22 protein-coding genes and 1 riboswitch are annotated in these 23,847 nt (G+C 71.5%); of the genes, 5 read left to right on the forward strand and 17 right to left on the reverse strand.

Going from position 1 to position 23,847, the window contains the following annotated elements:
- Positions 1-21: 21 nt before the first annotated feature.
- Together ACIPXM_RS18860 and ACIPXM_RS18865 are read right to left on the reverse strand one after the other, a co-directional pair.
- Entirely contained in the window at positions 22-978 is a 957-nt protein-coding gene (locus ACIPXM_RS18860; protein ID WP_401656606.1) for a hypothetical protein, read from the reverse strand.
- A gap of 257 nt (positions 979-1,235) precedes the next feature.
- Positions 1,236-2,090 carry a bifunctional 5,10-methylenetetrahydrofolate dehydrogenase/5,10-methenyltetrahydrofolate cyclohydrolase gene (locus ACIPXM_RS18865; protein WP_401656608.1) on the reverse strand — a complete coding sequence of 285 codons (855 nt, stop codon included), beginning with the start codon at positions 2,088-2,090 and terminating at the stop codon, positions 1,236-1,238.
- Between the two features lie 29 nt (positions 2,091-2,119).
- Positions 2,120-2,228: riboswitch (ZMP/ZTP riboswitch) on the reverse strand.
- A 227-nt stretch (positions 2,229-2,455) separates the two neighbouring features.
- On the opposite strand from ACIPXM_RS18865, the gene ACIPXM_RS18870 reads away from it, so the two are divergent.
- The 3 genes from ACIPXM_RS18870 to ACIPXM_RS18880 all read left to right on the forward strand — a co-directional run bounded on the left by ACIPXM_RS18870 (position 2,456) and on the right by ACIPXM_RS18880 (position 6,092).
- Positions 2,456-3,862, forward strand: coding sequence for a GAF domain-containing protein (locus tag ACIPXM_RS18870; RefSeq protein WP_401656611.1), 1,407 nt, complete (start codon positions 2,456-2,458; stop codon positions 3,860-3,862).
- A gap of 67 nt (positions 3,863-3,929) precedes the next feature.
- Positions 3,930-5,453 (forward strand): aldehyde dehydrogenase family protein, encoded by a 1,524-nt coding sequence (locus ACIPXM_RS18875; RefSeq protein ID WP_401656613.1) that lies wholly within the window; start codon positions 3,930-3,932, stop codon positions 5,451-5,453.
- A gap of 450 nt (positions 5,454-5,903) precedes the next feature.
- A complete protein-coding gene (locus ACIPXM_RS18880; protein WP_401656615.1) occupies positions 5,904-6,092 on the forward strand; it encodes a chaplin in 189 nt (62 codons plus the stop codon).
- Positions 6,093-6,196: 104 nt separating this feature from the next.
- Here the strand turns inward: ACIPXM_RS18880 and ACIPXM_RS18885 are convergent, their stop codons facing one another.
- The 3 genes from ACIPXM_RS18885 to ACIPXM_RS18895 form a co-directional block, all read right to left on the reverse strand.
- Entirely contained in the window at positions 6,197-6,541 is a 345-nt protein-coding gene (locus ACIPXM_RS18885; RefSeq protein WP_401656617.1) for a 4a-hydroxytetrahydrobiopterin dehydratase, read from the reverse strand.
- A complete protein-coding gene (locus ACIPXM_RS18890; protein WP_401656619.1) occupies positions 6,538-7,422 on the reverse strand; it encodes a phenylalanine 4-monooxygenase in 885 nt (294 codons plus the stop codon). Before ACIPXM_RS18890 ends, ACIPXM_RS18885 begins: the two co-directional genes overlap by 4 nt.
- A gap of 247 nt (positions 7,423-7,669) precedes the next feature.
- On the reverse strand, positions 7,670-9,112 hold the full coding sequence (locus ACIPXM_RS18895; RefSeq protein ID WP_401656621.1) for an amino acid permease: 1,443 nt from the start codon (positions 9,110-9,112) through the stop codon (positions 7,670-7,672).
- 131 nt (positions 9,113-9,243) lie between these two features.
- On the opposite strand from ACIPXM_RS18895, the gene ACIPXM_RS18900 reads away from it, so the two are divergent.
- Positions 9,244-9,825: a GNAT family N-acetyltransferase gene (locus ACIPXM_RS18900; RefSeq protein WP_401656623.1), complete on the forward strand. Its 582-nt coding sequence runs from the start codon at positions 9,244-9,246 to the stop codon at positions 9,823-9,825.
- Positions 9,826-9,950: 125 nt separating this feature from the next.
- On the opposite strand, the gene ACIPXM_RS18905 is transcribed toward ACIPXM_RS18900, so the two are convergent.
- The 7 genes from ACIPXM_RS18905 to ACIPXM_RS18935 all read right to left on the reverse strand — a co-directional run bounded on the left by ACIPXM_RS18905 (position 9,951) and on the right by ACIPXM_RS18935 (position 16,556).
- Entirely contained in the window at positions 9,951-10,514 is a 564-nt protein-coding gene (locus tag ACIPXM_RS18905) for a signal peptidase I (protein ID WP_401656625.1), read from the reverse strand.
- 46 nt (positions 10,515-10,560) lie between these two features.
- On the reverse strand, positions 10,561-11,211 hold the full coding sequence (locus ACIPXM_RS18910) for a hypothetical protein (RefSeq protein ID WP_401656627.1): 651 nt from the start codon (positions 11,209-11,211) through the stop codon (positions 10,561-10,563).
- 528 nt (positions 11,212-11,739) lie between these two features.
- On the reverse strand, positions 11,740-12,780 hold the full coding sequence (locus tag ACIPXM_RS18915; RefSeq protein ID WP_401656629.1) for an SPFH domain-containing protein: 1,041 nt from the start codon (positions 12,778-12,780) through the stop codon (positions 11,740-11,742).
- 73 nt (positions 12,781-12,853) lie between these two features.
- Positions 12,854-13,816 carry a peptidoglycan-binding protein gene (locus tag ACIPXM_RS18920; RefSeq protein WP_401656631.1) on the reverse strand — a complete coding sequence of 321 codons (963 nt, stop codon included), beginning with the start codon at positions 13,814-13,816 and terminating at the stop codon, positions 12,854-12,856.
- A 96-nt stretch (positions 13,817-13,912) separates the two neighbouring features.
- Positions 13,913-14,374 (reverse strand): SsgA family sporulation/cell division regulator, encoded by a 462-nt coding sequence (locus tag ACIPXM_RS18925; RefSeq protein WP_401656633.1) that lies wholly within the window; start codon positions 14,372-14,374, stop codon positions 13,913-13,915.
- Positions 14,375-14,534: 160 nt separating this feature from the next.
- Positions 14,535-15,218 carry a response regulator gene (locus tag ACIPXM_RS18930; RefSeq protein ID WP_401656635.1) on the reverse strand — a complete coding sequence of 228 codons (684 nt, stop codon included), beginning with the start codon at positions 15,216-15,218 and terminating at the stop codon, positions 14,535-14,537.
- Positions 15,219-15,317: 99 nt separating this feature from the next.
- Positions 15,318-16,556: a sensor histidine kinase gene (locus ACIPXM_RS18935; RefSeq protein WP_401656637.1), complete on the reverse strand. Its 1,239-nt coding sequence runs from the start codon at positions 16,554-16,556 to the stop codon at positions 15,318-15,320.
- A 306-nt stretch (positions 16,557-16,862) separates the two neighbouring features.
- Between ACIPXM_RS18935 and ACIPXM_RS18940 the strand changes: the two genes are divergently transcribed.
- A complete protein-coding gene (locus ACIPXM_RS18940) occupies positions 16,863-17,615 on the forward strand; it encodes a hypothetical protein (protein ID WP_401656639.1) in 753 nt (250 codons plus the stop codon).
- A 1,119-nt stretch (positions 17,616-18,734) separates the two neighbouring features.
- On the opposite strand, the gene ACIPXM_RS18945 is transcribed toward ACIPXM_RS18940, so the two are convergent.
- The 5 genes from ACIPXM_RS18945 to ACIPXM_RS18965 form a co-directional block, all read right to left on the reverse strand.
- The gene (locus tag ACIPXM_RS18945) at positions 18,735-19,784 is read right to left on the reverse strand and encodes a hypothetical protein (RefSeq protein WP_401656641.1); all 1,050 of its coding nucleotides are present in this window, start codon (positions 19,782-19,784) and stop codon (positions 18,735-18,737) included.
- A gap of 516 nt (positions 19,785-20,300) precedes the next feature.
- Positions 20,301-20,858, reverse strand: coding sequence for a DUF998 domain-containing protein (locus ACIPXM_RS18950; RefSeq protein ID WP_401656643.1), 558 nt, complete (start codon positions 20,856-20,858; stop codon positions 20,301-20,303).
- Positions 20,855-21,703, reverse strand: a complete 849-nt coding sequence (locus tag ACIPXM_RS18955) for a trypsin-like serine peptidase (RefSeq protein ID WP_401656645.1) — start codon at positions 21,701-21,703, stop codon at positions 20,855-20,857. Before ACIPXM_RS18955 ends, ACIPXM_RS18950 begins: the two co-directional genes overlap by 4 nt.
- Positions 21,700-22,653: a hypothetical protein gene (locus tag ACIPXM_RS18960; protein WP_401656647.1), complete on the reverse strand. Its 954-nt coding sequence runs from the start codon at positions 22,651-22,653 to the stop codon at positions 21,700-21,702. Before ACIPXM_RS18960 ends, ACIPXM_RS18955 begins: the two co-directional genes overlap by 4 nt.
- Before the next feature lie 255 nt (positions 22,654-22,908).
- Positions 22,909-23,826 (reverse strand): serine hydrolase, encoded by a 918-nt coding sequence (locus ACIPXM_RS18965; RefSeq protein ID WP_401656649.1) that lies wholly within the window; start codon positions 23,824-23,826, stop codon positions 22,909-22,911.
- Positions 23,827-23,847 lie beyond the last annotated feature (21 nt).

Here is a 23,847-nt window from a genome sequence, read left to right on the forward strand (position 1 = left end):
CCCCTGGTCACCGCGCTCCGCTCACCGCAGCGGCGCGGTCAGCTTCCGGCCGCTCGACGACGGGGCGGCGAGGCTGCACGCGACCACCTTGTCCCCGAGCAGATAACTGGTCCGGTACGGGTACTGCACGAAGGTCGCCCACCGGGTGCCGAACGGCTGGGCCAGGGCCCGCAGTCGCAGCGGCGCCTTGCACAGGGCGGCGGCCGCGTCCCGTACCGCCGTGTCGTCGGCGTACCGGCCGGTCAGCCGCAGCCGGGCGACCAGCTGGGCGTCGTGCGGGGCGGTGCAGGAGCGGCGGACCACGGTGCCCGGCGCGGCCCGGTCGATGTCGAAGCAGGCGCCGACCCGCAGCACGTCGTAGGGCACGGCGGCCGGGGTGGCGATGGGCGTGGCGGGCCGGTGGCCCACCGTGTGGTGCGGCCGCGGTGCCCCGGTGGCGGGGGTGGTCGCCCCGGCGGTTCCGGCCGGGGTGAGCGGGCTCGCCGGAACCGCCGCGTCCGTGCGGTCGGCGCGGTCTCCCGACGGTGGCGCGGTGGTGCGGGCGGTGGCGGGCGGGGTGGTGCGCGGCGCGGTCGGCGACGGGTTCCCTCGGTGCCCGGCGGCCGGATTCCCCGGGACACGGGAGGGGGTGGTCGCGGCCGCCGGTGGAGTCGGGGTGCCCGTGGGGGCGGCGGACGCGTCGGACGCCGTGGGCCCGGCGGCGGGGGCGGCCGCGGGCACCCGCCGGTCGCCGTCGCCTGAGCCACCGCCGGAGCCGCCGCGTGCGGTGACGGTCACGGAGAGGGCGAGGGCGGCGGCGAGCGCGGCGACCGGGAGGACGGCCGCGCCCGGCCGCAGGGCGGCGACGCCCGGCCTTCGCGACGGCCTGGCGTCACGGGCCGGGCGGGCATCTGGGCCACCGGGGGCACCCTGGGGGTCGTGCGCGGGGTGCGCACCGTGGGGGTCGCGGGACGGGGAATCCGTCGGCGGGCGGAACATACGGAACAGGTTCACCCGTCAACCGCCCGCGTGGCGAGGGTTACCGGTGGGTCGGGTCCCGCCCGTACAGAACCGTGACATTCCCGCCGCAGGTACGAGACCCTCACCCGGCCCCGTCGCCCGGTACGGGCGCACGTCGGCAACCGCTCCCGCGTCCGCTTCGGCACCCGGTCCCGCGTCCGCTCCGGCAGCCACCCCGGCGTCCGCTTCGGCTTCCGTCGCCGACGGCTCCCTCACCCGTGCCCCCTTCGTCCCGGTTACAGCCCGAGCTGGCGCTCGGCGGCGTCGACGGTCTGCGCGAGCAGCACGGCGATGGTCATCGGGCCGACGCCACCGGGCACGGGGGTGATGAGCGAGGCGCGCTCGGCCGCACCGGCGAAGTGCACGTCGCCGACGTTGCCCGGGTTGTAGCCCGCGTCGATCACGACGGCGCCCGGCTTGATGTCCTCGCCCTTGATGAACTCCGGCTTGCCCACGGCGGCGACGAGGATGTCGGCCTCACGGACGGCGGCGGAGAGGTCGGTGGTGCGCGAGTGGCAGTAGGTGACGGTGGCGTCGCGGCCGAGGAGCAGCAGTCCGGCGGGCTTGCCCAGGATCGCGCTGCGCCCGACCACCACGGCCCGCTTGCCGCTGAGCTCGACGTCGTACGCGTCGAGCAGCCGCATGATGCCGCCGGGGGTGCAGGAGACGAAGCCGGGGAGGCCGAAGCCCATGGCGGCGAAGGACGCCATGGTGACGCCGTCGACGTCCTTCTCCGGCGCGATGGCCTCGAACGCGGCGCGCTCGTCGATGTGCGGGCCGACCGGGTGCTGGAGCAGGATGCCGTGGACCTCGGGGTCCTCGGAGAGCGCGGTGATCGCCGCGACGAGCTCCTCGGTGGTGGTCTCGGCGGGCAGTTCGACGTGCTTGGAACGGATTCCGGCCTTCGCGCAGCGGTTCTGCTTCATCTTCACGTACGTGACCGACGCGGGGTCCGCGCCGACCAGGACGGTCGCGAGGCAAGGCGTCACACCGGTGCGGCGGGTGATCTCGGCGGCGCGGGCGGCGGTCTCCTCGCCGGTGCGGCGGGCGAGCGCGGTGCCGTCCATGAGGCGTGCGGTGCTGGTGGACATGGGCCACTCCTGAGCGTCGACTTCGACCGGTTGATCGCCCAGGCGCACGGCAGTGGTACGGCCCCGCGGGGTGTGCGCGGCACGTACGGACCGCTCCCCGGTGGTGATCCACCTCAAGCGCCAGTCACGGCCCGGCTCCACTGTACGGGACGGCCCCGGCGCCGGTCAGGGCCGGGTCGGCGCGAACCTGGGCGGGATCTGGGCGGGATCTGAGCGGGATCGGCGGAGCGGGTGGAAAGGCGGCCGGGGTACGGAACCGGTCACGGCGCGTATGCGTGGCTGCGCGATCGCTTGTCGGGGGGCCGCGCGGCCCCGACGATGACGCGGGGTGCCGGACAACGGACAACGGACAGCGGACGGCGGCGATGGCGATGACGGCGGTGACGGTGGCGGAGCAGGTCTCGGATTCGGCGGCGGGACAGGTCTCGGGACAGGTCTCGGGGTCGGCGGCGGGACAGGTCTCGGGGTCGGCGGCGGGACAGGTCTCGGGGTCGGCGGCGGAGGTGCGGCGGGCGCACGAGGAGTTCACCGGGGGGCCCGCGGCGCCGTCCGGGCGCCCCTCCCCGCCCTCTCCCCCGGTGCGGCAGCTGGTCGCGGAGTCCTGGCGGCGTTCGGTACGGGCGCGGGTGAGCCCGGACGGCGCGGCGCGGGTCGAGCTGGACGAGGAGGAGCTGGCGGCGCACCGTGCGGCGCATCCGCTGGCGGCGGCGATGCCGCTGGTCAGGGAGCTGATGGGGGCGTACGCGCGGGACGGCGAGCATCTGATCGCGGTATGCGACGCGGGTGGCCGGATGCTGTGGGTGGAGGGGCATCCGGGGACGCTGCGGAAGGCCCGGGCGATGAATTTCGTGGCGGGCGCGCGCTGGTCGGAGTCGGCGGCCGGGACGAACGCGCCGGGGACGGCGCTCGCAGTGGGCCGCCCGGTGCAGGTGTGCGCGGCGGAGCATTTCCAGCGGCCGGTGCAGGCGTGGACGTGCGCGGCGGCGCCGATCCTGGAGCCGCGCACGGGCCGGGTGCTCGGCGCGGTCGACATCACCGGCGGGGACGGCCTGGCGCATCCGCACAGCCTGGCGTTCGTGCAGGCGGTGGCGCGGGCCGCCGAGTCGCAGCTGGCGCTGGCCGCGCCCGTGCCGCCGCCGGGTGCGGGGCGTCTGGTGGCGCTCGGCCGGGACGAGGCGCTGCTCGAACTGCCGGGGCGGCGGCTGCGGTTGAGCCGTCGGCACAGCGAGATCCTGGTGATCCTGGCGCACCGGCCCGACGGGGTGGGCGGCGACGAGTTGCTGACGTTGCTGTACGAGGACGAGTCGGTGACGCCGGTGACCCTGCGGGCGGAACTGTCTCGGCTGCGCGGGCTGCTGGGGCCGGAGACGCTGGCGTCGCGCCCGTACCGGCTGGCGGAGGGGGTGACGGCGGACTTCCTGACGGTGGACCGGCGGCTCGCCTCGGGGGCGCTGGCGGGGGCGCTGGGCGACTATCCGGGCCCGCTGCTGCCGGGGTCGCGGGCGCCCGGGGTGGTACGGCTGCGGGAACGGCTGGCGGGGCGGCTGCGGGCGGCCCTGGTGGACCGGGGCGATCCCGGGCTGCTGGCGGACTGGGCGTACAGCGTGTGGGGCGAGGACGACCTGGTGGTGTGGCGGGCGCTGGCCTCGGCCGTACCGGCGTCCCAGGCGCCCGCCGTCCGGGCGAGGTTCGCCGCGCTGGATGCCGAACTCGCGGCGGGGCCGGGCGGTTTGGCGGGTCGTGGCCGGGCACGCAACGGGGTTGCAACGTAGCGGGGCGGACCCTCGGCGGTGACGCCGGCCAGGGACGGCCGGTGCGCTCCGAGGGAGGTCCCTGCCCATGACCCGTTATGCCGCGCCCGGCACCGAAGGCTCGCTGATGACGTACCAGAGCCGCTACGACCACTGGATCGGGGGCGAGTTCGTCGCTCCGGTCCGTGGCCAGTACTTCGAGAACCCGAGCCCGGTGGACGGGCGTCCGTTCACCGAGGTGGCGCGCGGCACGGCGGAGGACGTGGAGCTGGCGCTGGACGCGGCGCACGCGGCGGCCCCGGCGTGGGGGCGGCTTTCGGCCGCCGAGCGGGCGCAGGTGCTGCTGCGGATCGCGGACCGGATGGAGCAGAACCTGGAGGCGCTCGCGGTCGCCGACAGCTGGGACAACGGCAAGCCGGTGCGCGAGACGCTGGCGGCGGACATCCCGCTGGCGATCGACCACTTCCGCTACTTCGCGGGCGCGCTGCGGGCGCAGGAGGGCGCGCTCAGCCAGCTGGACGACGACACCGTGGCGTACCACTTCCACGAGCCGCTGGGTGTGGTCGCGCAGATCATCCCGTGGAACTTCCCGATCCTGATGGCGGTGTGGAAGCTGGCCCCGGCGCTGGCGGCGGGCAACGCGGTCGTCCTGAAGCCGGCCGAGCAGACCCCGGTCTCGGTGCACTTCTGGATGAGCCTGGTGGCGGATCTGCTGCCGCCGGGCGTCCTCAACATCGTGAACGGCTTCGGCGAGGAGGCGGGGAAGCCGCTGGCGTCGTCGCCGCGGGTCGCGAAGATCGCCTTCACCGGTGAGACGACGACCGGGCGCCTGATCATGCAGTACGCGTCCGAGAACCTGAAGCCGGTCACCCTGGAGCTGGGCGGCAAGTCGCCGAACCTGTTCTTCGCCGACGTGTGGGCGGCGGACGACGACTTCCGCGACAAGGCGCTGGAGGGCTTCACGATGTTCGCCCTCAACCAGGGCGAGGTGTGCACCTGTCCGTCCCGCGCGCTGATCCAGGGCAGCATCTACCGCGAGTTCCTGGAGGCGGCGGTCGCCCGTACCGAACTCATCGTCCCCGGGCACCCGTTGGACACCGACACGATGATCGGCGCCCAGGCGTCGGCGGAGCAGCTGCGGAAGATCCTCTCGTACGTGGAGATCGGCCAGCAGGAGGGCGCGAAGGTCCTGACGGGTGGTCAGCAGGTCGACCACGGTGGCGACCTGGCGGGCGGCTACTACGTCCAGCCGACCATCTTCGAGGGCGACAACCACATGCGGATCTTCCAGGAGGAGATCTTCGGCCCGGTCGTCGCGGTGACCGCCTTCACCGACTTCGACGACGCCATGCGCACGGCGAACGACACCCTGTACGGCCTGGGCGCGGGCGTCTGGACCCGTGACATGACCACCGCCTACCGCGCGGGCCGGACGATCCAGGCGGGCCGCGTCTGGACGAACTGCTACCACGCGTACCCGGCGCACGCGGCGTTCGGCGGGTACAAGCAGTCGGGGGTGGGCCGGGAGACCCACAAGATGATGCTGGACCACTACCAGCAGACGAAGAACCTTTATTGCAGCTATTCCCCGAAGGCAGTTGGGTTCTTCTAGAGCGCCAAGCCGAGCTCCCGGAAGGAAAATTACCCTCCCGGAGTCAGCCCGGTAGCGTCACCCTTCGACATGGTGTCGTCACGCCAAGCGCGGAAAAGGGTCGCTCAGTCGCGCCTCCCGGACCGGTCACGGACCAAGCTCCCATCCGGTGAGGACGGCGGTCGCCTTCGGGAGCTCGCGCAGTCATCGGAGGTCACTCGGCACCGGACGCGGCGAGGTCACGGTCACCGGGGACGACGACCCCCGTGCCCAGGTCGCCGGAGACCTCTCCATCTCGTACGAGCCGCTCCGCGGCGCGGACGGGACACCCACCACCGCGAGGAACGCGACGGCCGGGCTCGCCACCGGGCGGACACGCCGATCATCAGATGAATGCCGATGTGGCGACCCTCGCGAGAGGTGTAATCCGCTTCGACGTCCCCTCACCATCCCCCAAGGAGTGACATGCGAATGCGAACTGCGATCGCCGCCGCCGCACTGGCCGCGGCAGCCGTCCTCGGCGCCACCGGCTCCGCCGCCGCCGCCCCGAGCGTCCCGTCCGACATCGAGATCGGCCCCCTCCCGCTGCCCATCCACATCCCGATCAGGATCTGCCAGGGCGGCGTCCCCGTCGTCGGTACCGTCTGCATCAACCCCTGACCCAGGCAGGCGGCCACAACCGCTGCCGTCGGTTCCGCCCGGCCCGTACCAGCGCCGGGCGGGACCGGCGGCGGCGACGCCGGTGCCGCACCTGCTGCCGCCCCTCAGGGGGTTGGCGCGGCCCCGCACTGGGCGGCCAGACACCCGAGCACCGCGGCCGCCGCCGTGTCTCGCACGGTGATCCGGTCACCCGCGTCGTGCGTGGTGAGGGCGAACGTCACCGTGTCGTACAGGATGGTCACGCGGGCGTGGTGGTCCGTCATGTCCTCTGCGGCGGCCACGGCCGCGTACAGGACGGGGACGTCCGCCCGGAGAACCGTGAAGGAGGCGACGAGGTGCCCGTCTACGGCTCGCCAGTGGGGCAGCCGGCCGAGCGCGGCTGCCAGCTCGGCACCGGTGAGCGGTTCGGGCACACGCGGGTCGAGCCGGTTCGGCACGGGCGCGGTCACCACCGCTGGTCCGCGGTCACGCCCAGGCGGTCGCCGGTGTCGCCGTCGACTCCGGCGCAGAACGCCCCCACGAAGTCCTCGAGTTCCTCGAAGGCGTAGGCCGCGAAGAGGACGGACTGGTACTCGGTCACGTCATACGGCACGGTCACCATCCGACGCACGTCCAGCGGGCATATGTATGCCTGGCGGAACTGCTGGAGCTCACCGTAGGAGGACAGCAGGCTCGCCCCGTAGGCCATGGGCGACCCCGGATCCCCCAGCAGCCCGTACTCCAGGGTGAACCAGAACACCCGGGAGACGGCCTTGAGGGACTCCCTGGTCTCGGCGCGCCGCGCCGCCGCACCGAACTGTCGGTACAGATCGGCGAACCGGGGGCTGGCGAGCGTGGCTCCGTGGCCGAGGACCTCGTGCACCATGTCCGGCTCGGGTGAAAACAGCGGGCTGGCATAGTGCCGGATGAACTGGGTGGACTGGAAGACCGAGTCCGCCAGGGTGCCGTAGAAGTCCTGGAGCGGCACGATGCCGGCCGCCGGCGCGAAGGAGAAGCCGGTCAGCTCCCGCAGCCGCCGCGAGGACTCGGCCAGCTGGGGGACGCGGTCGGTCGGCAGGGCCAGGCCCTCCATCGCCTCCCGCACCTCGGCCGTCGCGTACTTCCGCCACAGCGGGGCCAGGGCGTGGGTGATCTGGTTCCAGCACGCGTGGTCCTGGGGCGTGTACGCGATGTGGGGCGGCTCGGCGCCGGGCAGGTGGCCGTGCGCGGCCTCGGCAATGACGGCACGGTGGGTGAGGTAGGCCGCGTCGTCGTGCCCGGGGTAGCCGGATGGCAGTTCGAAGGCGGGGGCCGGGACGATCGGAGCGGGCATCGGGGCGTGCGTGGACACGGGGGGCCTTCCGTTGGGTTCTTCGGCTTCACAGTCCGCGCGCCGGGGGCGCTGCAGCGGACGCTCGTGACCGATGCTCGCCAAGAGGAGCGGGCCGATCGTTGACGCGCTGACCGCCGAATGCGAACGGACGCGCGGACGTGTCCAGAGCATCCGGAACACGGAAGCCGCCCTGCCACCGGGCTCGTGGCCCGGCCCGGCAAGGCGGCTCTCCGTGTACGTATGCGTCTTCTGTGCACCTCCGCGCCTACGGCCACTCCGGGCGGGGGAGGTCGTCGACGTGGCGGAGCCGACGTCGCTCACGCACACCGGCCACGGCAAGGACCAGTGCTGCCGTGCCACCCGTCCACAGCACCTGCGGGCGGCTGCCCTCATCCGCCAACATGAGTACCAGCACCGCCGCCATTGCGGCCAGCGCCGCCCATGTCAGGTACGGGAAGCCCCACATCCGCAGGGCCACAGGCCCTGACGCCTCATGCTCCAGGCGGCGGCGCAGCCGCAGCTGGGAGAGGGCGATCAGGATCCACACGAACAGTACGATCGCGCCGACCGCGTTCAACATGCACATGAAGACGGTGTCCGGCCACAGCAGGTTGAGGACCACTGAGAGGAAGCCGAAGGCGACCGAGACGAGTACCGCGCGCCGCGGCACCCCCGCCCCGGAAACCCTTACGAGGCCACCGGGTGCCTCGCCGCGGTCCGCCAACGAGAAGAGCATGCGCGAGGAGGAGTACAGGTTCGCGTTCAGGGCAGAGAGCAGGGCGGTGAACACCACGACGTCCATGACGCGACCCGCGGATTCGATGCCGACGGCGTCGAGGACGGCCACGTACGGGCTCTGGCCGGGGATGAGGGAGTCCCACGGCAGGAGCATGACGATGAGCACCATCGAGCCCAGGTAGAAGACCATGATCCGCCACACCGCGCTGCGTACGGCCCTCGCCACGGAGCGGGCCGGATCGTCGGACTCGGCGGCGGCGATGGTGACCATCTCCAGGCCGCCGAAGGCGAAGACGACGGCGAGGACACCGGCGACCACGCCCTCCCAGCCGTTGGGGAGGAATCCGCCGCGCCCGGTCAGGTTGGCCAGGCCCACCGGATCGGTGTGGGGCAGCAGGCCGAGGACCGCCAGTACGGCCAGCACCAGGAACGCGACGATCGCGAGGACCTTCACCGCCGCGAACCAGAACTCGAACTCGCCGAAGTTCCGGACCGAAGCGAGGTTGCCGGCCGTGAAGACGACCATGAACAGCAGCATCCAGGCCCACTGGGGGACCCCCGGGAGCCAGCCGTGGGCGATCTTCGCCGCGCCCGTGGCCTCAACCGCGAGCACGACCACGAGCAGGATCCAGTAGAGCCAGCCCACCGTGAACCCGGCCCATCGCCCCAGGGCCCGCTCCGCGTGTACGGAGAAGGAGCCCGAGGAGGGCATGGCCGCCGACATTTCGCCCAGCATCCGCATCACGAGCATGCCGAGGGCGCCGGCGAAGAGGTACGAGAGGATGATGCCGGGGCCGGCGACGGCGATACCGCCGCCCGAGCCGACGAACAGGCCGGCGCCGATCGCACCGCCGAGCCCGAGCATGGTCAGGTGGCGCTGCTTCAGCCCGTGGCCGAGCGGTAGTTCCGGTTGGGGAGGTACGGCTGTTTCGGACGGAAGGCCGACCCGGTGAATGTCAGTGTGGGGCATTACCGCAGCCTCACCCATTATCCGACCGCCGGACAAACCGCTGCCGGGACGGCATGAATTCTGTCTACGGAAGTACTCTCGAACGCATCGCGCGACGCCGCTTCTGTTAATGACCCAGCAGGTAATTTCTGATGCCATCGGGCGTCCGACCGGGCGCACTCCCCCGCCATCAGAAAGGCACGGCCGTGCCCCTTTCCTCCGTCACCTTCCGCCACGCGACGGCCTCGGACGTCCCCGCTCTGGTCGATCTGGTGGAGTCCGCGTACCGCGGTGACGCCAGCCGGGCCGGCTGGACCACCGAGGCGGACTTCCTCGACGGCCGGCGGACCGACCCGCAGGGCATCCGCGAGATACTCGACAGCCCGCACGGCACGCTGCTCGTAGCCGAACGGTCCGGCGAGCTCATGGCCTGCTGCCACGTCGAGCAGCGCGGCGACCACGCCTACTTCGGGATGTTCGCGGTCCGGCCCCGGCTCCAGGGCGCGGGGCTCGGCAAGCGGGTCATCGCGGAGGCGGAGCAGTGGGCCCGCGAGGCGGGGGCGGGCGAGATGCACATGACGGTGATCCAGGTGCGCGAAGAGCTCATCGCCTTCTACGAGCGGCGCGGCTACGTCCGTACGGGCCGGCTGACCCCCTTCCCGTACGGAGACGAGCGCTTCGGCCTCCCCAAGCGCGGCGACCTCGCTTTCGAGCTGCTCACCAAGGCCCTGTGAGGGGATGAAACGCCCGCCGGGCACCTGGTCGTCCTGGTGTGCTCGTCCTGGTGCCCGGCGGCTGGGGGCGCGTACACGAGTACGGGCCCGGAACGGTGTTTCCGTTCCGGGCCCGTATCGGTTTGTCAGATGCGCACGCGGCGGCCGAGGGTCTCCCGGCATCCGGCGAGCAACACCGTGTACAGCAGTACGGCCGCGACCAGGAACACCCAGTCGCCGTTGTCCAGCCACAGCAGGCCGGTTCCGACCACCGGCACGACGGCCGTGACCACGCCCCGCAGCCGGTCAGGGGTGACCGGCTGCGGGTCGGGGTCCCGGTTCGCGTCGCCCTTGGTGACGAAGGTGTCGAAGTTCTGCCGCTTGACGGCCCGGTGGGTGGTGGACCGGCCGCCGTGCGCGGTGTCGGCGAACGAGATGACGGCTCCCGCCCCCACCTCCGTTGCCCTCACCTGGCGCACAGCGACCACGTCACCCCGGCTGAGCGCCGGCTCCATCGAGCCGGAGACCACGACCGACGGACTCCAGCCGAGGGTGAGGGTGGCGAGGGGCATGCACATCAGCGTCGTCACCATCGTGACCGCGGTGCGGCAGGCCGACACGCGCAGGACCTGCCACCAGTTCTCGGTGTCTTCGCCCGGGGCACGGCCGTCTCCGTTCGCCCGGCGCACCCACCGCCACTGATTTCCCATGGCCAACCTCACCTTCGCGGACTGTCCTGCCGGCTATCCGCCCCGACTACTTCGGGACGTCGGACAGCTCGGCACCGATGATGAAACCGATCTTGCTGCTGCGGGCGGAGTCCGGGGCGTCCTTGTCCAGGTACCAGGTGATCTGGAGCATCTGCTCCTCGTCCTGCCCCTGCATGACGGTGACGCCGTCGACGACCTGGACGCGGCCCTTGTTCGCGGCGGCCTCCGCGTACCACTCGGCGAGGGTCTTCACCTGGGCGGGGGCCGGCGCCGCCTGCCCGGGGGCACTCTTCTCACCGGTGATCCCGAAGCCGACGTGGAGGTGCTGGGCGAGGTCCGACTTCGCGACGTCGGACTGACCTTCGGCGGTGATGTCCTTCAGCAGGATCTGGCCTTCGGCGGCCCGGTCCTCGGCGGTGTTCTTGAACGTGTAGGTGACGTTGGCGAACTGGCCGTCCGCATTCTCGCTCGGCAGCACGCCCTCCACCTTCACGACGGAGTCGGTTCCGAGGTCGCTGGTGACGTCGTACTTCGACCACGTGCCCGAGCCGATCTCGTTGCCGTGGTTCCAGGCGGAGGCCTGGACGGTGGCGTGCGTCGCGCCGAGGACCATCGCGCCGGAGGCCAGCACACCGACCGGAATGGCGGCGAGCTTCGACCAGCGCTTCGCGCGGCCCGCGGAAATTACCTTACCCATGATGTATCTCCTGGTAATTGTTCGAGTTTCTGATGAGTGTCGGCCCCGCCTTTCCAGCCGGGCTGACAACAAAGATCAAACCCATCGGCGCCCGTCCGATTGTGAATGCGATGATGGGGATTGCGATCAACTTGTGTGTTCGCGACTTTTTCGTCTCACGGAAACGCGGGCAGCCCCCTCGTCGCCGGGGAAAGGACCCGGTGACGAGGGGGCTGCGACGCACGGAAGTCCAGCGGGCTGGGCGGCCCCCCTACCTCCCGCCGTGCAGGGCGAGCGCTGCGAGGACATCGGCCATGGCTTCGATGCGCCCGAGGGCACAGGAGAAGTCCGCCTCACAGGCGCGTACGTCCGCGGCCCGCAGCCCGGTCGGAGCGGCGTCCGCGGCCGCCGTCCGGCCCGGACAGAGCCCGTTGGCGGCCGCGTCGAGCCGTACGGCGCATGGGTGCTTCCTTGTGAGGGGGGCCGTGGGATGAGCGATCAACGATGAGGGATGAGGGCCTTGCCGGTCGGCCCGACAGCGGGCGGACCTCAACTCCGGGCTTCGGGCGAGGCGACCGCGTAAGTACGGGCGGAGTAGAAGGCCACGGTCAGTTCGCGGACGAAGGTCTGGCGCTCGCGGGCGCTCCATGTGGCACCGTCCTCGGCCGTCAGACGGCGGACCGTGGCGTCCACCGCCTCGACCACCTCGTCCAGGGTGCTCTCGCGGTGCCTGGCCTCCAGGGCCGCCAGTCTCCGCCGGAGCATCGGCTCCGCCACGGAGGCCGCGTAGTCGAGTCGCGCGATCTGGACGGAGTACACGTCGATGCCGGCCGGCCGGAGCTCCGCGTGGAGCGTGCGCGTGAGTTCGCCCGCCAGGCGGCCGCCGTCGCGCAGCGAGGGCTCCCCCTCCCGGACGGGGTCGCACGGCAGGGAGGACACCAGGCGCGCCGTCACCGCCTCGACGCGTTCTTTGACGTACGCCTCGTGGTCGTTGACGGCGTACAGGGCTCGGGTGGTGTTGCCCATGTGCCATACGACGAGCAGGACCACGTCGAGCGGGGTGCCGTCGCGGTCGGCGACCGCCTCGATCCGGCTGCGCCAGTGACGGAAGCGCACGTCGACCGTACGCCGCCGTCGCAGTGGACTCGCCCACCACAGCCCGGTACGCCGCAGTGTCCCGTGGTAGCTGCCGCCGTTGTGCAGGACCACCGCCGTGCCCGTCGGCACCCGTACGAGGCCGGCCAGGCAGAACGCGGCCGACAGTACGCACACCGCGGCGAGCCAAACCGCCGGCTGCTCGGGCAGGGTGCCACGCGCGGGCGGGTGGGCCAGGTCACCCAGCAGCTGGGGCGGGAGCAGCTCCGCGCAATACGGCACACGGCCGATGGCGGCCAGGAGGAACGCGGCGGTCAGGAGGCCTGCGGCCACAGCCACCGCGCACCAGCCCGGCAGGGCGGCGGCAGGGCGCTCCCGAAGTTCCGGATCGGCGCGAGGCACGCGGAGCGTGTCGTGGGGGGCGGTGGCCGGACGGATCGTCGAGGTCTTGGTGTCGATCCGTGGCCACGGCTGCTTGAGTCGCTGGGTGTCCACCTGCTCGCCTTCGTGGTCGGTCGGGGTCGGGGTCGGGGTCGATCGCGGCGGCGCGGACCGGGGCGGAGACCCGTCAGGAGAAGAGCCGCCGCCAGGTCTCGGGACCCGGGTAGCCGTCGGCGTCGGCGCCCGTCCAGCCCTGGGCCCGCTGGAACGCCTCCACGTTGCGCCGGTCCGCCCCGCTCCATCCCGGCCCCGGCCCCTCCCGGTAGTACCGGCCGTAGCCCTTGGCCACGAGCCGCTCGCCGAGGCGGGTGATGTGCGCGCCGTGCCGGCCCGGTCCGAAGGACCCGGCTCCCGGGAAGGCGGCGGAGCCGGAGCCGCCCGGCTCCGTTGCACCGTCCTCGACGACGTTCCGGTAGCGGTACGGGACGTACGCGCCGGAGTGCGAGTAGTAGGCGTAGGGGTTGGTGCGCTTGACGGTGCGGGGCCGGGTCTGCTCGTAGGCGACGTACGCCGTACCGTTCGCGTTCGCCCAGCCGGCGAACAGGACCACGTGGGAACCGGCCCCGGGGTTCGAGGCGTTGTGGAACAGCAGGATGTCTCCCGGCCGCAGCTCGTCCTTGGATATCCGGACCCCCTGGGCGGCGAGGCTGCCGGTCCACTCGCTCCCGTCGAGCCTCCACGCCATGGAGACGAATCCGGAGCAGTCCTGCCGGTATCCGTCGCGCCAGGTGGAGTTCATGCTGTAGGGGACCCGCTGGTCCACCCAGCCCTGCGCGCGGCGCAGGATCTCGCTGCGGCTGATCGCGGAGGCGGAGGTGCGGCCGGCCGTCTGGTCGTGTACGACGGACGCGGCGGTCGCCGGCGCTGCCGCGACGGACCCGGCCTGTTCCTGCCCGGTGGCGGCGGTAGCCTGCTCCGCGGCGATCCCGGTCAGGGAAACCCCGCCGAGGGTCACCAGGGCGGCCGCGCGCCGGTGCGCCGGTGCCGCGTACCGCCACCCCTGTCGCCGGTAGGCGTTGCGATGTCGCGCACAGCCGGGGCAGGCGCAGTCGGTCTCGGGGGACATCTCGGTGAAAGTGGGGACGGTCATCCTGCTTCTCTCTGTGTACCGGGAACTGCTGCCGCGGGTCTCGCCCGGCCCCGTGGGGGGAGGGCCGGGAGAGGTTCGGTGTGCTCTGCGGAGTGCTCAGTCGGTGAGCAGCCGGCACAGGAGTCCGTCGATGTCCATGTGCCGGGACTCCGATCCGGGCGGCACCATGGAGGTCACGACCTTGCGCCAGAGGACGATGTGGTGGTGGTCTGCCACGAGCGCGCAGCGGTCGATTCCGTTGTCGAGGTAGAGATGGACGCGCTCCGGACGGCCTTCGCGCGCGCCCTGTGTCCACACCTTGACGTCGCCGGCGCCAACCGTTTCCGCGCTGTCCTCCAGCAGGAGGTCACGGGCGAACACCCACTGCCCGATGCTCTCGCCGTGTACGAGGAACTCCAGCGTGACCTCGTACGGTGCGGACGAGTGGTACATCGCGCGGGCCGTCACCGGGATCCGCTCGTCGGCGACCCACGCCTCCATGGGAAAGACCAGCTCGGCGGTACCCGGTACCGGCGCCTTCGGCAGGCCGTCTCCGGCGCGAGCGGTTATCGGTTCCATCCACCTGGTCCCTACAGCGTGCGGACCGTCACGGAGGAATTGCTCCGGCGGAATCGCCCGCACGACGGCGGGTCGAATACGCACGACTCTGCCGGGGTGGAACGGGACGGATGCGAGTGCGCAGGCAGCGGAAGCGGTTCACTCCCGTTGCGCCTCGGGGCTAACGCTCTTCGCCGGTGGTGCCGCCCACCAGGCCCGCCTGGTAGGCGAGGATCGCCGCCTGGGTCCGGTTCTCCAGCTTGAGGGCCGCCAGCAGCCTGGACACGTAGGCGCGGACCGTGCCCTCCGTCAGGTACATGCGCTGCGCGATCTGCGCGTTGGAGTACCCCTGGGCGAGGTGGACGAGGACCTCTTCCTGCTGCTTGCTGAGGCCCTCCAGGCGGCGCCGCTGTTCGATGGACAGCCGCGCCACGGCGCCCGGGCTCTTCGGTGCGGCGATCAGCCGCGCGGCCGAGGCCGGGGCGAGCACGACGCCGCCCTCCGTGACGAGCCGCACGGCTCCGAGGACCTGCTCGGGCGGGGCGTCCTTGAGCAGGTAGCCGCCCGCCCCGGCCTGCATCGCCTCCCTCACGCCCTCGCTCGTGTCGAACGTGGTGAGGACGAGCACTTTGGGCGGGTTCGGCAGAGCGGCGAGCTGTCGGGTCAGGGTGATCCCGTCCATGCCGGGCATGCGCAGATCGGTCACGACGACGTCCGGCGCCAGGTCGTGGGTCCGGGCGAGGGCTTCGGCGCCGTCGCAGGCCTCGCCGACGACCTCGATGTCCTCGGCGGCGTTCAGCAGCGCGCGCAGTCCGAACCGTACGAGTGGTTCGTCGTCCGCCACCAGCACCCGGATCACGTCCACGTTCCGCTCCTCTCCGAGGCTTTCACCCGTGGCCTGTGCCACGGGGCCCGTTCAGTGCCCGAGCGTGTCACGTACGGCAATGACCGAATGGCAGAACGATCAACAACTTTTGTGAACGGCTGCGAGGGTCCGGCCCGCCCTCGACGGGACCGACAGTGCGACCTCCCAGCCGCCCGCGGCGGTGGGCCCCGCTTCGACGGTGCCACCGAGCAGCGTGGCGCGCTCACGCAGTCCGACCAGGCCGAATCCGCCGCCGGGGGCGGGCGGCCCGGGACGGGGCGCGCTCCGCGGGGCGGTGTTGGTGACGCGTGCCACGACCGCGTCCGCCCTGACTTCGACGGACGCCTCGGCGGTCGCGCCGGGGGCGTGCTTGAGCACGTTGGTGAGCGACTCCTGGACCGTGCGGTACACCGTCAGCGCGATCTCCTCCGGCACGCGGCCCACCTCTTCCCGGTCCGTCTCGCGGTTCTGCCGGAGGGTGACGTCCAGGCCGGACGCCCGTACCTGGTCCACCAGGGAGTCCAGATCGGCGAGCCGACGCCCTGCGATCACCGAGCCGTCACCGCCGCGCAGCGCGCCCAGGACCTGGCGCAGATCACCCATGGCCGTGCGCGCCGTGTCACCGATGGCGCGGGCCAGCTCCTTGCTCTGCGGGCGTACTCCCTGGACCATCTCGATCGCCCCGGCGTGCATGGCGGTGATCGCGATGCGGTGGCCGAGGATGTCGTGCATCTCCCGGGCCAGCCGCATCCGCTCCTCCGCCTGGACCTCGGCCTTCACCTGCGCGATGCGCTGCTCGCGTTCCGCGCGCAGGGCGACCAGGGTGCGTTCGTACGCGTTGGCACCCAGACCGCAGACCAGGGGGACGGTGAGCAGCACGGACGAGATGAGGAAGTTCTGCACCCAGCCGCCGCCGAGCCGGCCCGGCACCATCCAGGTCAGGGGCAGGTACGCCGCCCAGCAGCCGACGATGGCCGGCAGCCGGCGCCGACCCTGGTACTTGGCCAGGGAGTAGAAGGCGAAGTACACCGCGATCCGGGTGCCGTCGAGGGCCAGCCCGAGAAGCGACAGGACCGCCACCGCCAGCGGAGCCCGGCGGCGCTCCAGGAACGAAGCCGCCACCAGCAGCGCGACCCCCATGGCCGGGGCCACTCCGTGGATCAGGCCGGGTTCCCGCAGCACGGCGACGCACACCCCGTCGACCGCCAGTACGGTGGCCAGCAGGACGTCTCCACAGGTCCACCGCGGTGCCCGGGCCAGGGGACGGAGCAGCGCCAGGTAGCAGCGCTCGAAGGCGTCGGGGACGGCTTTGGAGGTTCGGGGGTTTCGGGGCGGCATGTCCCATATATTCGCACAAATGATGGTACGCGTGTCCGCGCAAGGCCCGATCCCCATGTCACGGCCGCCCTGCAGGGGCCGGGACCGCCGAACGTTGATCAGCCGCCTCTTTCCCCGCCATTTCACTGGCCGGGAACCAGCAGATGATGATCGCTGCCGCGCGGGCGGAGTTCACGGAAGTCGGCACGCCTCCTCCTGAGCATGGCCAAAAGGGCGCATGCACCGCATGCCCTTCGCATTCGAGCCGGAAAGGCAGGCAGGCCAGTGGAACGCGACCACGAGCCGTCCGACCATCCCCGTGGCCCCGTGCAGCAGACGGCAGCCGGGCCCGCGGTCGCCCCGGGCGCCCTCGCCGCTCGGCAGGACCACCGCGACGGCACCGAGCCGGCACCGGTCCACCACGACCGCGCCGCCCCCGAACCGGTCCGGCACGACACCACAGCGCGCTTCATCGCCTCTTCCCGAGCGGTTCTGCGCCAGTCGCTGGCGATGCTGGAGGGTCTGATCGACCACCTCGAACACATGGCGTCGAACGAGGCGGCCCTGGCCGCGGACCTGAAGGCGGCCGAGCAGGCCCTGCTGAGGTCCCTCGGCGAGCGCGACCGGCTGGTGAGCGCCCACCACGAGGCCGTGGCCGCCCGGCTGCGCGCCGAAGCGGAGTACGGCCGGGCAAACGGCCGCGCGGCGGAACTCGCCGCCGACCTGCGGGACGCGGAATCGACCAAGGGACGGGCCCTGGAGGAGCTCCACGAGGCGCGCCGGACGACCGAGGCGCTGCAACGCCGGCACGAGGACCTCCACACGCAGGCGAGGAAGGAGACGGCCCAGGCCTTGGCTGTCGCGGAGAGGCGCCACCAGGAGTTGGCCGCCGCGAGGAGCGTCCACGCCCAGGAGATCATGCAGGTCAGCAGGGGCTACCAGGTGGAGATCGACAGCCTCCGCCGCGCCCTCGAAGGCGAGCGGTCGCAGGGCGCCCACCCCGCGAGCCCCGCACGTCAGCCGGACGTCGAGCACCCCGCGGCCACCACCCGCACCGTCCTCGGCCCGATCGGCCCATGAGGGCGCCCCGTCACGGCGGATCGTCCTCGTCCTGAGGTGGGCACCACGGTGGCGGGCGCCTCCTCGCGCACCTCCCGGATTGACTTCTGCGAGCCCCTTCGTCGCCATTCGGCGGTCGTGCAACGCGTAGCTTTCAGGAATCCCTGCGGCCGTACCCGCGGCCGACGTCCAACCCACGGGCATGCCGAAAGCTTGCCCGCATCCAATCTCCGCCACTACAGCACAACTACGGGCCAGGCAGGCACCAGCCAGACGGAGATCCGGACCGTTTCCGGACCAGCCTCCGCCCGAGAGTCTCACTTCCTGCCGTTTCCCCTGGTCAGCGTAGGTGCAGCCGCTGTACCACCAGCAGACCAAGAACATGCTGGTGTCGTACTCGCCGAAGAAGCTCGGCTTCTTCTAGAGCACGAAAAGAGGCGCCTGACCTGGGCTTTCGCCGGTCAGGCGCCTCTCACTCGTCGTAGACATCCGAAGGAATCGTTTGCGAGGAAACTCCCAGTTCATCCCACCGGTACACCCCCGCTGACCAGTGCTTCCGAACCAGTCACGGACCAGAACTCCGGGGCGCGGACACGCCGTGCCGACCTCGCCACGTGTCGCGGCTGCCGGGCGGCCACGCCGATCTCACTGGGAGACAGAATGAGCGAGGTCACGAAACCGTAGCCCCCTCCAAGTACAGAAAATGCAAATGCCAACTTCAGATTTCTTCACCCGAACAATGGACCGTCAAGGTATCGAGCCATCGCCCGCGACTTCCCCCGACGGCCCGCCAGGCCGGTCGGCGACCGCTTGGACGGTATCGCTCTCCGCGACAGTGAATGCCGGGGCCCCTGGTGCCCAGTTCGCATGCTTTGCGGGCATGTTGAGTCATGAGTTGAGTGCCCTCTCGGATCGCGGAACGTTGTGATCATTCCAGCCCGAGGAGCGAGATGTTCGCTTTCGTGCATCTCGACGACAGCTTTCGCCCTCGCACACTGAAACCCCGTGGCCGGCCTCACGATCCGCGCCGTCCGGCCCGTTCTGAGACTGCGGCAGTTCCATCGGTCCGATCGCTCGCCCACCCTGAGTGGCCACGAGGCCGGAGGAGCGACCGTCACTCACACGCGTGTGCTCCGGAGATCAGGCCGCGGGGGGCTCCTCCAGGTCCCAGGGCTCAAGGGTCTCCAGGAACTCCTGCGTCAACTCGTCCATCGTGACGTCGGTGGACCGGGCCGGGGCGGTCACGGCCGGTCCGCCCTTGCCCAGTCGGACGACGACGTCGAGCTTCTTGACCTTGGCGTTCTCGGCCAGCTTGGCGAGGTTGACGGTGACCTCGGTCAGCTCGCCGTTCTTCAGGGCGAAGTCGGCGGTGGCCTTCTCGTCGGACAGCTCCTTGAGGTCCTTCGCCGAGGGCAGCTCCGGCACGGGAGAGAAATGCTTGGCGAACGGCCGCACCTTGTCGGTGAGTTCGGTGAGCAGGGTCCTCACCTGTGCGGTCGCGGTGATGTGATCGACGCCGTCCCGCTCTCCGAGGTCCGTGAGCTCGACCTCGCGCTTCAGGACACCGCGCAGCGCCTCGTCGAACTTGCGCCCAGTGGGGGCGTCCATGGTGGAGTCGACATCAACCGGGAGGTCAGCGGCGTCCCGGAGGTCCGCGTTGGAGACCTTGATCCACTGTCCGTCGAGGAGGGGACGGAGGGCAGTGGCGTCTTCCGGCAGGTCCTCGGCCGACAGGGCCAGGCCGGCCTTCGCGGCGAGCGCCTTCACATCGGCCCGAAGGTAGGAGTGATCGCCGATCACGCGGTACTCCGCCAAGTCCATAGCGGCGCTGGAGACCTTCACGGCTATGCCGGTGATGTCCTCCCCCTCGGATTCCTTCAGCGGTTTCCTCGACTGGACGGACATCGAGATATGGAGGTCCGCGAGGAGCTCGGCGACCTCGGTGGGCATCTCGTCGCCCGGGGCGCCCGCCGTGGCCTGGGCGTCCAGGGCCTTGATCGTGGCGGCGTCCGTGTCCAGGTCGAACTCGACGGAGAGCGCGCGCTGCTCGCCGAGCCGCTCGACGGCCCGCCCGATCTTCTGTGCCGCGGAGAGCTCCTTGACGGGGCCGCACGCCGCGGATCCCGCCAGTACGGTGCCGGCCAGCGCTGTGGCGACAAGGGCCTTACGGCTGCAAGGAACAAGGGTCATGGTTCAGGCTTTCTCGTACGGGAGATCGGATGTGGGGGACGGAATCTTTGGTGCGACCTGGCGTCAGGGGTGGCGCGACACGACCTTGACGGGGCAGTGGCATCGCGGTCGACGGTGCTCCGTGCACGGCAGGCCGCTTCCGCGGGGCGGACGGTGCGGATACGGACCGGGACGCCTGCCGCCGTCGGGCCACACGTGGGCCGTCGGGCCACGTGTGGACCAGCAGACGTCCCGGCCACGTCCCAGCATTCGGAAGATCGCACTGACGAAGGTGAACTGACCGGTCACCGATTGTTGTCGATGGACGAACGACTCGTCAGATCTCGTGGAACGGCAGCCTGTCAGCAGCATCAGACGGAGGTACCGCCGCAGCATCGCGTGCGGACGGATACTCACTCAGCGCGACGCCTGCGAGCCAGACGGCGGTCAGGAGGACGTGGGCGCGCTGGAAGAGCCCGGCGCCCGCCCCGTCCGCCCACTGGTAGAGAATCAGGACGGCGAGGACCAATGCCGTCTTCAGGACGATGGCCGTCGTGTGCCAGTGCCGGTCGCGCAGACCGCGCGCGGCCAGCGCCCCGCGGTCATCGCGAGCAGGACCGCGACGTCGGCGGCACCGCTGAGCAGCACGTGTGCGAGGGTCCTCGGCGACATCCCGGCCTGCTGTTCGGTGAGTCGGCACGCCACGTCGACCGAGGGCGCGCAGTCCATCGGGGCGAGGACGGCGAACAGGCAGGTGGAGACGCCGAAGAGGGCGAGGGCGATCCAGCGGATCCGTGCCCAGGCCCCGTCCGCCCGGCTCCGCGCCCGGCAGAGGCCGATCACGCCGCCCACGGTGAAGAGCGCACCCGCCAGCGCGTCGCCGGTGGCGAACACCCATCGGTACGGCCGCCCCATCGCCTCCAGTTCGCTGAGGAAACCGGAGACCGGGTCCAGCCCCGTCGCGACGAAGAACTCCACCGGCCAGACGTTGTACAGCACCGCCCCGACGACGAGGCAGATGGTGACGGCGCCACGCCGGTCCGACGGCGAAGCCGCCTCGGACCGACGTACGAGTGACGGTTCCTGGTGTGTCATGCCGGGGCCGGTCCTCGGTCGTGGGTCGCGGTGTCGAACAGCCGAAGCGCGTCGTCGCCGATCAGCGGGCTGTACGACACCCTGTCGTTCGGCCCGCCGTTGTCCGTTCCGCCGGTCACACCGACGACGTCACCCGTCGTGCCGTCGAAACCGAGCAGCCACGGACCGCCGGAGACCCCGCTGACATAGCCCCCGCACGCCATGCGCAGCTGCCGGAACCCGGGCAGCCGCGTGCTGGTGACCTGGCACTTCACGGGCCGGTCCTCCGGGTCCTCGCGTCGTGAGGGATAGCCGATGACGCTCACGTCCTCGTTGTCGTACGCGGGTGTGCGACGCAGCCGCTGGGCGCCGGTGACAGCCTCCACCGGCCGGCCGGAGCGGTCGGGTCTGAGGCGGACGAACATGAGGTCGTGGTCCGCCGACGGGCTGTGCGTCGCGCCGCGCCGGTAGCGCGGGTCGCGCCACACCTTGTCGACGACCCAGGTCCCGTACGGCTGGTGCGCCGCGTCGCGCTCGCCGTCGTACCCGGGGACGAAGGCCGCACGTCCGGGCTCGATACCGCAATGGGCGGCGGTGATGACGGTGTCGCCATGGGGGCTGTGCACGACGGTTCCCGTACAGCTGTGGGTCGAGATGTCCCGGCCCAGGGTGAAGAACGCGCCCACTCCGGGCACGCCGTCGATGTGCTCTCCGGTCACCCGGTCCTTGCCGCTCAGGGGGCCGTCGAGGGCAGGAACGGCGGTGACGTCCGGTGTCGTGGCGCACGCCGCGAGGACGAGGGCCGCGAGGACGGTGCCCGCCGGTACGCGCGCGTGCCGACGGGCACCCTGAGGACGGGGGCTCATCCCAGGCCCGCTCGCTCGCCCAGGAGCGTGACGGGCTCGGCGAGGGTGGTCTCCACGCCGAGGCCCGCCTTGGTCACCCTGGCGTAGCGGGAGAGCCTGCCGTCCGGGCGGCGGACCACCAGGTCGTCGCGGCCGCCCTTGCCGGCGTCGTGGTTGCCCGCCGTGACCAGGGAGTCCGCCCATCGGGGGTCCTTGCCGGGCAGGTCGGTCCGCTTGCCGACGCCGTTGCGGGGGACGTCCTCGTGCAGGCTGACGCGCCCGTCGTTCCAGCGGACCATCAGGTCGTTCGGGGTGGTGTCACCAGTGCCGTCGAAGTGACCTGCGGAGATCCCCGCTACGGGCCGCCAGGCGTCGTCGGCCTCGTGCAGCCGGTCCTGGTCGTGGAAGCCCTTGGCATCCACGGTGTAGCGGGTGATCTCGCCGTCGGTCCACAGGACGACCAGGTCGTCACTGGTCTTTCCGGCCTTGAACCGGCCGGACGTCAGGCCGACCACGTTGCGCTTCCACACGGCCTCGTCACCGCTCGGCAGGGCCAGCTTGATCTCCTCCTTCAGCCCCCGCACCGGGGTGACGTTCTTGAAGAGGGACACTTCGCCGCCCTTCCAGCGCACGAAGAGGTCGTTGCTCGTGGATCCGGTGAAGTTGCCCGCGACGATCGATGTGGCGTCCTTCCACCGCTTGTCCGCCGCCGGGTCGACAAGTTGGACCGTCTTCTCGAACGTGCCCTTGGCGTCGCTGACATGGAGGGTGATCGCACCGCTCCGCCAGCACGTCACCAGGTCGTCGGTCCGGGCGCCGCCGGACTTGTCGGAGTGGAAGAATCCCGAGCTGACGACCCGGGAGTAGATCCAGGGACCGTCCTCGACCGCGTCGCCCGCGGTCAGGTCGGCGCCGTGGCCGACCTTGGGGTGGCCGCACGCGTACGTGTCGATCGGTGCGACGCCCTGCACGTCGTGATCCACTGCCACGCTCGGCGAAGCCGACACCACACCGGCGAGGGAAAGAGTCGCGACTCCCGTAAGAAGGGAAACATAACGACAGTTGCGCATGGGAGAGCCTTTCAGGGGAGAACCCGACTCGACGCCCCGGATAAAGAGGGCGATGGATACCTTAGGAAAGGGGACATTCGCTTTTGTTGACGTAAGGCACGCGGAAAGGCACGTGCAGACCGGCTGGGCCTCCGGCCGTCCGCCGACAGTGCTCCGTCAGCGCGCTGCCAGCGCGTCGGCCGCCGCCGTGGCGGCGTGCTCGACCAGGTCGATACCGGCGTCCCGGGTGCTCTGACCATCGGTGAGGACCGCCACGAGGAGGGTGTGCCCTTCGCGTTCCACCATGCCGATGCTGTTGACGACCCACAGCCCGGTGGGCTCCCGGGGCAGCCAGCCGTTCTTCAGCGCCACCGCGCCTTCGGGGGACGCCGCCGCGGCTATCCCCCAACGCTGGTCGTCGGCGACAGTGCTCATCAGCGTCCGCAGGTACGTCCGGGACTCCGCGGTCAGCGGCGATTCCTCGGTGAAGATCCGCCTCAGCAGGGTCAGTTGGTCCTGGACAGTAGTGCGGGTGAGCCCCCACACCCCCCGCTGCCCGGCATGCTCCGGGCTGAGGCCGAGCCGTCCGTTGGCCGCGTCGAAGCCCTCGCGCCGGCCTATCTCGACCCACAGCCGCTGGGCGGCGTCGTTGTCGCTGCGTCGGATCATCGCGGCGGCGAGGTCCCGCTGCTCGGCCGTCAGCACGACTCCCTCGTCCTGAGCCCGCAGCAGCAGCGCGGCCAGGATGTCGGCCTTGATGACGCTGGCGGAGACGAACCGTCCCTGCGTCTCCCCGTGCACGACCGATTCGCCCGAGGTGAGGTCCTCGACGGCGATCACGTACCGACCGCCGTGCGCGTCGATCGCCTCGAGTGCCGTGCGCGCCGCGCGCCGACGGCCCGCGGCATCGGCGGGGGCCGGGGCGGCGGAGGCCGTTGCGGCGAGCGTGCCCGGCGTCGGCGCGGGCGGCGGGGCCGGCCGTGGCGACCGGCCCGTGGAGCCTCCGGCCTGGTACAGCACCAGCCAGGCACAGACGGCGATGACGAGTGCTACGCCCAGCGGCGAGAGCAGGGCGAGGGCGGAGCGAGCCTTCACGGCAGGGGCTTTCCGTTCGGG

The sequence above is a fragment of the Streptomyces sp. NPDC090025 genome, assembly GCF_044748125.1.
In the GTDB taxonomy this organism is placed as follows: Bacteria; Actinomycetota; Actinomycetes; order Streptomycetales; family Streptomycetaceae; genus Streptomyces.